We start from the raw sequence: 11,564 nt of genomic DNA, 5'->3' as shown, positions 1-11,564 counted from the left end.
CAGGTGGTCGGGGTGGCCACCTTGATCTCGTAATGCGTAGGTCGGATCAGATCCCCGCCGACGCGGATGACGCGAGCATAGATACTGCGCCGATGACTCCCCAGCCGCAGACGGTGTGGGAGGACGCCGCGGGCGTCCTCTTCGGCAGTGCGGCGTCGGTCCGAGCCGCCGCTATGCCACCGGTGACCAGATGCGCGGAGCCGTGACACTTACGATCCGCGTGCCCGAGGGCTTCTTCCAGGTCGTGCCGTCGGGCCAGTCCGGTGTCGCGACCACCAGCCTTCTGTTTGGAGACCTCTTCGGCGGGCCCGAAAGCTCAGCACCCGCGGGTCGGGTTCATAGTCCGGCGACGTCCGCTCCATGCCGAGATGAGCGCGCCTGATCTTGGAGGCCAAAGGGCAGGTCCCGCCGGCATGACGACGGCAATTCCGCGCGCATACTCGGTGCGGCCATACGTGGATCGGATGCTCGTTGCCCGCGTCTCGGCGCGCGGTCGGCGGGTAGGGCGAGTGCGGCAACCGGGTGCGGATGGCCGGAACGCAGGCGACCGGTGGCGAGCGCAAGCATTCCGGGCTATGGGAAGAGAACGAGCGCGGGGTCGCAGGCCAGGGTAATGAGCTGCTCCACGGTCAGCGGTGGTTCCGTCATCGTGGGCCGGCTGTTGTCGGACTCGGGCGCGTTATGTACCCCGGCCAGGATCGTGGTTTGTCCACTGTAGACCATAACGGTGCGGCCCCAGACCCCGGCGGAGTCGGGACCGAAGTCCATGATCTGGATGCGTTCGCCGTGCGGGCCGGTGCGGCACTCGCCCTTGGCGTCAGGCCCGTTGCACCGGCTGGTCCAGGTATCCGTGCTGATGTTCTCGTGGGTGGCCTGGAACAGCAGCAGTCCGGTGCCGGCGGCCGTGGTCATCAGCGCGGTGGCCGCAAACCCCTCGCCCTCGAACATGCCCGGCCCGGCTACCAGGTAGGGCGTGCCGCGGGCGGGATTGTCGGCGAAGGTGGCGCCGGGCATAGCCGCCGGCACCGCGGTGCGCAGGTAGCACGACATCCGGTTGGCGAGTCGATCCGACCCGCCCGCCTGGGCCGGTGCGGGCGCGTCCTCGCTCGGGACGATCGCCGCCGCTGATGGGATGCTCGCGCAGACCGTCGGATCGTAGGTCCACGTGGGCGAACCGGGCTGGCTCGCGGTGCTGCCAAGAAGGTCCCTCGCCACATGCCCCCCGACCGCCACCACGCCGGCCAGCGCCACGACTCCTCCGGCATAGCCCAACCGGTGCATGGCCCGCGACCGTCGCCCGGCTCGCACTACTTGGTCCGACCGCAGCCGCACAGATGGTTCGTCGATGGTCACGTGCACCCGCAGCGCGTCCTGGATCGCCTGCTCGTTCATGCTCTCGTCCTTCCGTTCATCTCGATGTACGGCGGCACCGGCAAGCGTCAGTGACGATATGAGGGGCACGCGGCGGCCAGCATCGAGGTTGATGGCCTGATGATGTCGGTAGCCGGCGCCCCCCGACGAGAGATCTTGCCACCCAAGATCGAGCTACCGGATCTGCCGCTGGTCGTGCGTTGGCCGCTCGGCGAGCTGAACACGCTCTGGCGTGTGCGGGGCATGTGAGCCCTTGGAAGGTCTAGCCAGCGCGAGGCTCGAAGTCATCCCAGGTGGTGTCGCGGGCCCGTAGGTGTTCCAACACCCGCGGCACTTCCTCGTGCGAGGCTGGCGCCCTCAACACCTGCGCACGCTTGGTGAATCCGTGAGTCTCGGCGAACGTTAGGAACTCGTTGAGCGTTCGAATCACGTCATGGCCGAAGCGCTCGGCCTGCTGTCGGTGACTTCTGGGGGCGCCGTGCACTGCGGCTGACCGAACCTTCTCGTACTGGTAGTAGATGTTCTCCGGGGCAGGCCATCCACCGCCGACCAGGTGACCGAGCATGGTGCGCCGCAAGGCCAGCCCCAATGACCTCAGGCCCTCAGCCTTGTCGCCAAGGATGGCTTCGAGCGCCAAGAACTGAAACAGCATGGCGACGAGCCGGTCGGGCACCACCAGGCTGCGGTCAATCCAGGCCACGGCCAGGAGCGCTCGTCGCTCAAGATCGTGACGCCGAAGCCCTACTGCGGTTGTCGACAACATGCCCCCGACCCGCAGTTCGCCGAGATGTACGAGCTGACCCGGATCCTGTGATCCGGGCCCGCTGGGTGAGGCGGCGGTGATCCGATCCGTGGGGGAGCAGTTCGGGAGCGTCCGGGACGGGCCAGCTCAAGCCCGGACCTGCGGTGATGCGGCGAGCCGGTCCACGTGACCCTCCCAGAGAACACCGAAGTGGTCAGCGTTGGCTGCTCCCCGCCTGGCTGATGCCGGCTTGTCGTCCTGGGCCCGCTGGCGCCAGTCACCGGGATCATCCTGCATCGACGTGCGGCTCTGCATCCGCCATGGCGGAGTTGGTAGGTGTTCCGGCAGCTGAGACTCGAATCCCACCGGCAATCCTTTGACCAGGGCTTCCTGGGCCGTGACCTCTTCGGCGGGCCCGAAAGCTCAGCACTCGCGGGTCGGGTTCATAGTCCGGCGGCGTCCGCTCATGCCGATGTGCGGATGTTCGATCAAGCACTGGAAGGTGCGCCGGGCAGCCCGGCCGCTGTGGTCAGGTAGGGCCGCTGGCCCAGCGCGTCGGCGACGTCCAGGTCTCACAGCCGACTCGACCACCCGCGTAGTAAGGAACTCCCGCAGCGGTACCGCGTCGCCTTGACGACGATTCGGTCGATCGGTGCCTAACATAGGCGAACTTGATCCACGGGCTGGCGGTCAGTCGCACTTCAAGCCGGAGAAGATGACCGCGAGCGTGCGGGCTTGCAACTGCTCGTTCCATCCACCGTGCAGTGCGCCCTGGCACACGCTGGCAAGGAGCGCCATCACTTCGGGTAGCCGTACCGAGTCGGCGACGGCTCCGGCGGCCTGGGCCTGTTCCAGCAGCCTGCCCACCGCCTCCTCCAGGTGAGCTAGCGCGTCCGGAAGCCGGATGTCCACCCCGGAACCGGCGAGCAGGTCGACGGCGGTCTTCTTCGCTGCGGCCTGCGCCACCGTGTGCGTGAAGAATGCGAAGAGGTCATGCCGTCCGGCCTCCTCGACGAGCTGCGCGAGCAGTCGCTTCATGATCGCGGCGAGCAGATCGTCCTTGCTAGGGAAGTGACGAAAGACGGTGCCGATGGCAACGCCGGCCCTCCGGGCCACCTCCTCGGTGGAGGCGCGGGTGCCGAACTCGGCGAAGACCGCCTCGGCGGCGTCCAGGATGCGTGCGCGGTTGCGCTGCGCGTCGGCACGCAGCGGCGGCCCCTCTACCAAAGTGAGTCTCCACTCATTATTCTCGGTCGTGTAAGTCGAGTCATGACTCATTATCCAGGAGGCCGACATGACACCAAGCGAGATTTTCGACAGTATGTGCGACCGGTGGCGCGCAAACCTGCCCACCTACGAGGCAGACTCGCTCGCCGATGACGTGGTGATCGAGACACCGTTCGCCGCACCCGGCCGCCCTACGCGTATCGAGGGGAAGCAACGGGTCCTTGAGTACACGCGAGCGGGACGGGCGGTGTTCCCGGTCCGGTTTGACGACTGCCGCAACGTGGTCGTGTACGAGACCGCTGACCCCGAGGTGATCGTGGTCGAATACGAACTGGTCGGTACGCACACGACGACCGCGGTAACCGCCTCGGCGCCGTTCATCGGAGTGCTGCGGACCCGGGACGGCAAACTGGCCCACTGGCGCGAGTATCAGCACACCCTCGCCATCGCTCAGGCCGCCGGTCAGGCGTAGGCCTGGATCAAGATCGGGCTGTCAGGGCGATGAGCGGGCCCAGCCGGTCGCCCTGCGCTGCACACCGTTGTGTCCGGCGTCGGGGAATACCGCTGATCAGCGCTTGGCGACCGCGTTGCGGTAGTCGGTGTTCAGGCGCTGCCCCGCTTGGCGGTCGTCGGTCTGGATCGAGTGCACACTTCTGCCGCGATCCGCGCGCTACGCGGCGTCACGAAGTGCTGACTCAGCCGGCATGCGCACATGGCTCCCCGGCAAAACTGGGCCAGCCGTGACAGGGCATTCCGTTGTACGGCTACGCCGGGCGGCTCCTACTACCGTGCACAGGCGGGCTGGCCGAGATCGTCGAGCCGGGCGTGACCGGGATGAACCTCGCCCCGCAGGACCCGGACGGGCCGAGCGAGGCGGTGCACGCCCTGCTGTCGGACCGGGCCCGCGCCATGGTCCACGAGCAGTACGGCTGGTCGGCCATCGCGTCCCGCACCGCCGCCGCGTCCGGCGCCGCCATCGCGGGCGACGCCGCGTTCACCGCCGAGCGGGCCGAAGAGCGGATGACCCTCGGTCGGGCGCTACCCGCCCTGCCGGAGGGCAAGCTGCTCGCCGCCGCCGGCCTGCGCTGAGCCGTACCCGCCGCCGACCACCCCACCGTCAGGGACTCACCACCGGTGGGGCGGTCAGGAACTCCAACTGCACATGCGGGCAGACCACCCGGAAGTCGCCGGACTCGAAGTCCGCGAACCCGCCACGGTCGTACCCGCCCCACCCGACCCGCACCCGACCTCGAACACGGCCACCGCGCCGGCCGGCACCCGGAAGGTGTCGTACGCGAGGTGGGCGGCGCCGGACACCGGCACACTCTCGTGCCGCCCGTGCCGGCCGAGAAGCTGCCACCCACCGCTGACCGACAGCGACTCCACGTCGTTGACCTGGTCGGGCTGCGGCAGGGGCCGGGTCGGCGACTGCTCCCACCACCGCAACAGCTCCAGCCGCGCCTGGACGTATCCGGTGCTGTCTCCCATGGTGGTCACGCCCCAGAACGGCGTCCAGAAAAACCCGGCGTCCGCCCAGACGTGCAGGCTGCCGGTGAGCCGCAGCAGCGACTGGACGTCAACCACCACGTCGGTGCCCCCGTCGTTCTGCCACAGGAAGTAGAAATCGACCTCGTCATAGGTGAGGAAGGCGCCGTCGCCGTCGAAGTAGCTGGCCATGGTCGCCCAGCTGTTTCCGGCCTCGATGTGGCCGTCGTACCGCAGCCGGAAGCCTGGGCTGCCGGCGGCCAGCCCCCAGATCAGGAACGGCGTCTCCAGCAGCGTGGAGGTCGGCGCCAGCGGGGGTGGGGCGGTGGCGAGCACGTCCAACGCCGCCCGGCAATCCCGGACCCCGCGCCGGAAGGTCTCCTCAGCCTCGGCGAAGTACCGGGCCGCGTCCGGCATCTCGGTGCGGAACGCCCGCTCCAGCGCCCGCCGGTGACGCGCCTCGAGGTCCGGTCCCGGCCGCACCCGCCGCAGCGCCCGGTTCACGGCCCGCAGCCGGCCGGCGTCGGCGTCGGCCCGGGTCTTCTCCGCCGACAGCACCCTCTGAACTGGTCCACGTCGATGTTCGCCATAGCGGCGCCCCCTGCCGCCCATGCTCGCCACCGGCGCGGCAGACGTCGAAGTCGCCGGCGTTTACCTCGCGCCGTACGCGAAAAGGCCGCCGACCCCTCGCGGGGGTCGACGGCCTTCGTCCTCGGACCGGGGTCAGCGCTGCTCGGCGGGGACGTAGTCCCGCTCGGCGCAACCGGTGTACATCTGCCGCGGGCGACCGATCTTGGCCTCCGGGTCGCTGATCATCTCGCGCCACCCCGCGCCGGATGTCGTCCCTCACCCGGCTCCAAGGCGCCGAGGTGATCAACCAGGTTCTGGCCCGAGCGATGCCATTGCTGCTCGGCTAATCGCGATATCGTAAGGATATCGACCCAAACCTGAGCAAACTTGGACAGACATCGTTGTGAGCTCCTAGCGTGGGGAGTGTGATCGTGTCGAGGAGCGGCCCGAGCGAGGACTGGGACGTCGTCCTCGTCGGCGGCGGGATCATGAGCGCCACCCTGGGCGTGCTGCTGAGCGAGGTGCAGCCGGACTGGCGGATCACCGTCGTCGAGCGGCTCGACGAGGCTGGGCTCGAGAGCTCCCACGCCTGGAACAACGCCGGCACCGGCCACGCCGGGCTCTGCGAGTTCAACTACACCCCGGGGCGGCCAGACGGCACGGTGGACGCGTCGAGGGCCGTGCGGATCGGCGAACAGTTCGTCTCATCTCTGGTGTTCTGGGCCCGTCTCGTAGAGCGGGGGGTGCTCGGGCCGCCCGAGGCGTTCATCCACTCGGTCCCGCACCTCGGCTTCGGACCCGGTGCGGACGGCGTGGCGTACCTGCACGCCCGGTGGGAGGCCCTGCGGGGCCACCCACTCTTCTCCGACCTGGAGTTCAGCGAGGACCCCGACGTCCTCGCCTCCTGGCTGCCGCTGATGTTCGAGGGCCGGAACGGGAACGAACCGGTGGCGGTCACCCGCTCGGCGCAGGGGACCGACGTCGACTTCGGCGCCCTCACCCGGCAACTGCTGTCAGCCCTGCAGCAGCGCGGCGGCGTCGTGCGGACGCGCCAAGAGGTCACAGCCCTGCGCCGGCATGGGCGGACCTGGGTGGTGCAGGTCCGCGACCGCAGGACGGGACAGCGCCGGCGACTGCGGGCCCCGTACGTCTTCGTCGGGGCCGGCGGCGGGACGCTGCCGCTCCTGCAGTCGGCCCGGGTCCCGGAGATCCGGCGGTACGGCGCCTTCCCGATCAGCGGGCAGTTCCTGCGCGCCGACCGGCCCGACCTGGTGGCCGCCCACCGGGGAAAGGTGTACGGGCACGCGGCTCCGGGCGCCCCGCCCATCTCTGTCCCGCATCTCGACCTGCGGGTGGTGGACGGAAAGGAGGCGCTGCTCTTCGGACCGTTCGCGGCCTTCTCGCCTCGCTTCCTCACCCGTGGCCGGCTTACCGACCTCGTTCGATCGGTCCGGCCCGGCAACCTCCCCGTCCTGGTGGCCGCAGCGCGGGACAACCGCTCGCTGGTCAGCTACCTGATCCGGCAGGTGACCCAGTCCGCGGATGCCCGAACGGCCGCGCTACGCCGCTTCGTGCCGTCGGCGCGCGGGGACGACTGGACGCTGATGACCGCAGGGCAGCGAGTTCAGGTCCTCAAGAAGACCGCCGGCCGCAGCACGGTCGGATTCGGCACCGAGATCGTCACCTCCGCGGGTGGCTCCCTGGCCGCCCTGCTCGGCGCCTCGCCCGGCGCCTCGACCGCCGCGTCGACGATGCTCGACTTGCTCGCGGCGAGCTTTCCGCAGCACATGCCGGAGTGGGCGCCGCAACTGGACCGGCTCGCGCCGTCGACGCAGACGGTGCGGCAGCTCGGCCCCGACCGGCTCGGCGAGGAGGTGACGCGGGCCCGCCGGATGCTCGGGCTGCTGCCGGGGTGAGCACGACGGTCCACGGGAAGAGACGGCGGCCTCGTGACCGGCGACCTCATCGGCCGGCTACGGCACGCGGTCGGGCCCTCCGGCGTGATCAGCGACCCGGACGAGATGGCCGGCTACCTCACCGACTGGCGCAACGTGTACGCGGGGCCGCGGTCGTCGTGCGGCCATCGACCAATTCGAGATCGAGACATGACCGCATCTGGCACCCCTCTGTGTCAAGAGGCGGCGAGGAGCGGTGTTCTAGGCTGGGGTTCGGCGGGTCCGGGAAGTGACTGTTCCGAAGTGTCGATCATGGGGATCCGATCGGCCGCGCTGGATTGGAGAGTCGCCCCCACGTGTCCTCCCAGGCCCGTCCCGGGCTTCGTGGCGTCTTTGATCATTTGCTTGTAGACGATGTCGGACAGCCGTCGCTTGAGCGCCCGCATGGCCTCCATCGGCGTCTTGCCGGCGGCGAGTTTGCGCCGGTAGTAGGCGCGGCCGCTGATAGGGCGCTGCATCGGTGAGGGCGTCCGATCCATCGCAGGACCGTGGAAGCAAATCGGGAGCGTCCGAGGCCACCAGCCACTGGCCAGGCGTCGACGCCAGCGTGCGGCCGATCCCGCCCACGGTTTCGGCGGAATGACGAACGACCTGCGGCAGCACCCATCCACATCCGGCCGGGACAGACCGGTGACAAGCCTGGGGATCGGGGGAGCAGGTTGGGAGCAACGGGTAGCGCAGAACGGCCTTGAACTGCGCCGAACGCCATCGAAGGGCGCACAACTGCACCCACCCCTGCCTGCGGCTTCTTGTTTGCGCAGGTCAGAGTCGGTGCAGCGTCCTGTTCTACCACGTCACCGGCGAAGAACTGCTCACCCTCGCCGAGGCCGAAGTTCTCCACCTCGGTGGTGGTATCAGCGCGCCGTCGGACTGGCTGCCCTCGATCACGAGGGGCGTGAGGTTGGCGCGGGCGGCATAGACGGCGGCGGTGCATCCGGCGCGTCCGGAGCCGATGATGATCAGGCGGTGCGGGTCGGACACGAGGAGCTCCTGCTCAGGGGTGAGCCGCCCACCGGGATGGGACCCGGTGGGCGGCAACGAGGGCGTTGTCAGGCGGTGGGGCGCAGTTCGGTGAGCAGCTTCTCCACGCGGGAACGGATCTCGTCGCGGATCGGGCGGACGGCGTCGACGCCCTTGCCGGCGGGGTCTTCGAGCTTCCAGTCTTCGTAGCGCTTGCCCGGGAAGACGGGGCAGGCGTCGCCGCAACCCATGGTGACGATGACGTCGGAGGACTCCGCGGTCTCGTACTCCAGGAGCTTGGGGGTCTGGTCGGTGATGTCGATGCCGACCTCGCGCATGGCCTCGACGGCGGCGGGGTTGATCTGGTCGGCGGGGGCGCTGCCGGCGGAGCGGACTTCGACGGTGTCGCCGGCGAGGTGGCGCAGCCAGCCGGCGGCCATCTGGGAGCGGCCGGCGTTGTGGACGCAGACGAACAGGACTCTGGGCTTGCCGCTCATCGGGTGCCTTCCATGTGGTGCGAGGGCCGGTTGACCGGCTTGTCGTCGGGGTCGGGGAAGAGGTGGGCCGGGTCGCTGTTGCGGTCGAGCGTCCGGTAGCGGCCGGGGTCACGGCGGCGGTGGACGAATGCGGCATCAGGCCGAGCGCCGCCGGTACCTTGTGGGTGCGGGGTTGTCATGAGCGGCGGCCGATGGCGGCGTCCTCGTCGGTGGGGACGACGACCTGGTCGGCGGCGGCGCCCGCGTCGGGGTAGAGGGCGGCGAGCAGGCCGACACCGATGGCAAGGCCCACCAGCTGCGCGACGACGAAGCCGGGCACGGAGGTGGGGGCGATGCCGGCGAAGGTGTCGGTGAACGCCCGGCCGATGGTGACGGCCGGGTTGGCGAACGAGGTCGACGAGGTGAACCAGTAGGCGGCGCCGATGTAGGCGCCGACGGCGGCGGGTGCGACCGCGGCGCGGCCGGAGCGGGCGAGGGCGAAGATCAGCAGGATCAGGCCGGTGGTGGCGACAACTTCACCCAGCCAGAGGTGCCCGGCGGCGCGGTCCTTGCCGGAGAAGTCGACGGCGGCGAGGTCGAACATCAGGTTCGCCAGCACGGACCCGGCGATCGCACCCAGCACCTGCGCCACGACGTAGCCGCCCAGGTCTCGGGCGGTGAGACCGGTGCCGGCGCGGCGGCCGAGGAACCAGTCAGCGGCGGAGACGACCGGGTTGAGGTGCGCGCCGGAGACCGGGCCGAAGATCAGGATCAGGGCGCCGAGGGCGAACGCCGTGGCGGTGGAGTTCTCCAGCAGTTGGAGCCCGACGTCGCCGGGGGAGAGGGTGGCGGCCATGATGCCGGAGCCGACCACGGCGGTGACCAGCAGGGCGGTGCCGACGAACTCGGTCAGCAGGCGCCGCCGAAGTGCGATGGTCATCAGTCTTTATCTCCCATGGTGGTGCTGTCCCGGATCGTCGGGCAGATTGGTTATCGGGTGGCGGGGACGTTCAGCTCGTCGAGCAGGCGACGGACGCGGCGCTCGATCTCGTCGCGGATCGGCCGCACGTCGGCCAGGTCGAGCCCGGCGGGGTCGTCCACGATCCAGTTCTCGTAGCGGGTGCCGGGGAAGATGGGGGACGCGTCACCGCAGCCCATCGTGACCACGACGTCGGCGGCCCGGACCACCTCGTCGGTCCATGGCTTGGGGAACTCCTCCGAGATGTCGATGTCCCGTTCGGTCATCGCCGCGGTCGCGGAGGGGTTGATCTCGATGCCGGGTTCGCTGCCGCCGGACCAGGCGATCGCCTGGTCGCCGGCCAGGTGGGTGAAGAAACCCAAGGCCACTTGGGAGCGGCCGGCGTTGTGGGTGCACAGGAACAGAACGACAGGGCGCCCGTCGCGGTCCTCGACCCGGGCGAGAGCCCGTAGCCGCTGGCGGGCGAAGCGCTCGGCGAGCAGCGGCAGGTAGTTCGCGATGCTGGCGGCGGTGGCGAACTGGTCGTAGCTGGTCTGCAGGAACCGCTCGATGGTTTCGGTGTCGTAGATGCCGTCGAACTCCTCAGCAAGTCGCGTCGCGGCGGTGCGCAGGGCGACCTGCTGGTCGAAGGTGATCTCCTGGTGGGGGTGGGCGCTGATGTCGGTCATCGGGGGCCTCCGGGCAGGATGGCGGGGGCGAGCCGGTCGACGCGGTCGGCTAGGTCGGCGTAGGCGGCCTCGAACGCCTCGTCGGTGTCCACGCGCACCGGGTCCGGGACCGACCAGTGCAGGCGGGGGCGGATCGGGCCGGTCAGTTCCTCATGGGCGTTGTCACAGACGGCGATCACCAGGTCGTCGCGACGGACGACATCGGCGACGTGGGCGGTGCCGGTCGGGTCGAGGTCGAGGTGGTGGCGGTGGGCCACGGCCACCGCGCGGGGGTGCACCCGGGTGGCGGGCTTCGTGCCGGCGGAGGCGACGTCGTCGTGGGCGCGCTGCTTCCACAGCGCGGCGGCCAGCTGGGAGCGGGCCGAGTTGTGGGTACACACGAACACCACCCGGCCCACGCCGGCCAGCCGCGGGGGGGCGAGAGCGGCCAGCGTCTCAGGGCGGAGCCGCAGGTAGGTGCGACGCCGGTCGCCCTCGGAGCGGCCCTTGATGACCAGGCCGGCGTCGGTGAGGACCTTGACGTGGTGGGCGACCAGGTTCGTCGGCATGCCGAGCGTGTGTGCGATCTCCCCGGGGGAGGCGTCGCCCAAGGTGAGCGCGTCCACGATCGCCAGGCGTGCCGGGTCACCGAGGGCGGCGTGGATGCGGGCTCGCTCGTCGAGAGAGGAAGGCTCAGCGTTCATTGAGTCAACTATCGTTGAGGAAGTTTGCCGAGTCAAGCCGACCTCGTGAAGCCCCGGATCTCACCGTGGCCGGTGTTGGTGCCGGCTGATCAGCAGCAGGTCGCCAGATAGGACTGCAGATCCGTCAGGGCGGCGATGGCGCCGTCGCGGTCAGCCCGGTAGAACACCGTCTTGCCGTCTCGCCGCGAGGTCACGACGCCGCCGCGTCGCAGCAGCGTCAACTGCTGCGACGCCGTGGCCTGGCTGATGCCGACCCGTTCGGCCACCTCACCCACGGACATTTCGGCGCCGCGGGCAAACAGCATCATGATCCGCTGCCGGGTGGGGCTGCCGAGGGCCTTGAGGAACTCCTGTGTCTGTGGCGCGAGGCCCGAAGTGGCGCTCTGTGGCCCGGTCGGCTCGTCGGCGGCGGTCTGGCTCATGGTCACACCTTTCCTCGCCACCGTCA

The 11,564-nt window shown here is 69.8% G+C and carries 13 protein-coding genes and 1 pseudogene; 3 read left to right on the top strand and 11 right to left on the bottom strand.

The features are described from left to right. Window positions 1-573: 573 nt before the first annotated feature. The 3 genes from D7193_RS11720 to D7193_RS11710 form a co-directional block, all read right to left on the bottom strand. Complete coding sequence (locus tag D7193_RS11720; RefSeq protein ID WP_120779530.1) at window positions 574-1,392, bottom strand: hypothetical protein; 819 nt, start codon at window positions 1,390-1,392, stop codon at window positions 574-576. Between the two features lie 241 nt (window positions 1,393-1,633). Continuing rightward, window positions 1,634-2,071 carry a hypothetical protein gene (locus tag D7193_RS11715; RefSeq protein WP_120779529.1) on the bottom strand — a complete coding sequence of 146 codons (438 nt, stop codon included), beginning with the start codon at window positions 2,069-2,071 and terminating at the stop codon, window positions 1,634-1,636. A gap of 732 nt (window positions 2,072-2,803) precedes the next feature. Beyond that, on the bottom strand, window positions 2,804-3,409 hold the full coding sequence (locus D7193_RS11710) for a TetR/AcrR family transcriptional regulator (protein WP_241562944.1): 606 nt from the start codon (window positions 3,407-3,409) through the stop codon (window positions 2,804-2,806). Between D7193_RS11710 and D7193_RS11705 the strand changes: the two genes are divergently transcribed. Continuing rightward, complete coding sequence (locus tag D7193_RS11705) at window positions 3,408-3,812, top strand: nuclear transport factor 2 family protein (RefSeq protein ID WP_120779528.1); 405 nt, start codon at window positions 3,408-3,410, stop codon at window positions 3,810-3,812. The genes D7193_RS11710 and D7193_RS11705 overlap by 2 nt on opposite strands. A gap of 353 nt (window positions 3,813-4,165) precedes the next feature. Further along, a complete protein-coding gene (locus D7193_RS11700; protein WP_241562943.1) occupies window positions 4,166-4,429 on the top strand; it encodes a hypothetical protein in 264 nt (87 codons plus the stop codon). Window positions 4,430-4,483: 54 nt separating this feature from the next. Here D7193_RS11700 and D7193_RS11695 read toward each other — a convergent pair whose 3' ends face one another. Continuing rightward, on the bottom strand, window positions 4,484-5,383 hold the full coding sequence (locus D7193_RS11695) for a hypothetical protein (RefSeq protein ID WP_120779527.1): 900 nt from the start codon (window positions 5,381-5,383) through the stop codon (window positions 4,484-4,486). 437 nt (window positions 5,384-5,820) lie between these two features. Here D7193_RS11695 and mqo point away from each other — a divergent pair, with 437 nt between their 5' ends. Next, window positions 5,821-7,311 (top strand): malate dehydrogenase (quinone), encoded by a 1,491-nt coding sequence (mqo, locus tag D7193_RS11690; protein WP_206611888.1) that lies wholly within the window; start codon window positions 5,821-5,823, stop codon window positions 7,309-7,311. A 215-nt stretch (window positions 7,312-7,526) separates the two neighbouring features. On the opposite strand, the gene D7193_RS11685 is transcribed toward mqo, so the two are convergent. From D7193_RS11685 to D7193_RS11655, 7 genes and pseudogenes are all read right to left on the bottom strand, one after another. Beyond that, window positions 7,527-7,829: a hypothetical protein gene (locus D7193_RS11685; RefSeq protein WP_187356258.1), complete on the bottom strand. Its 303-nt coding sequence runs from the start codon at window positions 7,827-7,829 to the stop codon at window positions 7,527-7,529. Window positions 7,830-8,164: 335 nt separating this feature from the next. After that, window positions 8,165-8,331, bottom strand: a pseudogene (locus tag D7193_RS11680) (FAD-binding protein); the annotation flags it as partial. A gap of 68 nt (window positions 8,332-8,399) precedes the next feature. After that, window positions 8,400-8,807, bottom strand: a complete 408-nt coding sequence (locus tag D7193_RS11675; protein ID WP_120779526.1) for an arsenate reductase ArsC — start codon at window positions 8,805-8,807, stop codon at window positions 8,400-8,402. 175 nt (window positions 8,808-8,982) lie between these two features. Next, window positions 8,983-9,726 (bottom strand): aquaporin, encoded by a 744-nt coding sequence (locus tag D7193_RS11670; RefSeq protein ID WP_120779525.1) that lies wholly within the window; start codon window positions 9,724-9,726, stop codon window positions 8,983-8,985. A 50-nt stretch (window positions 9,727-9,776) separates the two neighbouring features. After that, window positions 9,777-10,433, bottom strand: a complete 657-nt coding sequence (locus D7193_RS34580; protein WP_120779524.1) for an arsenate reductase ArsC — start codon at window positions 10,431-10,433, stop codon at window positions 9,777-9,779. Beyond that, entirely contained in the window at window positions 10,430-11,116 is a 687-nt protein-coding gene (locus D7193_RS11660; protein ID WP_120779523.1) for an arsenate reductase/protein-tyrosine-phosphatase family protein, read from the bottom strand. Before D7193_RS11660 ends, D7193_RS34580 begins: the two co-directional genes overlap by 4 nt. Before the next feature lie 89 nt (window positions 11,117-11,205). Beyond that, window positions 11,206-11,538 (bottom strand): ArsR/SmtB family transcription factor, encoded by a 333-nt coding sequence (locus D7193_RS11655; RefSeq protein WP_120780345.1) that lies wholly within the window; start codon window positions 11,536-11,538, stop codon window positions 11,206-11,208. Window positions 11,539-11,564: the final 26 nt, after the last annotated feature.

This window comes from Micromonospora costi (assembly GCF_003626655.1).
Classification (GTDB): Bacteria; Actinomycetota; Actinomycetes; order Mycobacteriales; family Micromonosporaceae; genus Micromonospora; species Micromonospora costi.
The sequence above is the reverse complement of the archived record's forward strand: the minus strand, read 5'-3'. Positions and strand labels throughout refer to the sequence as shown.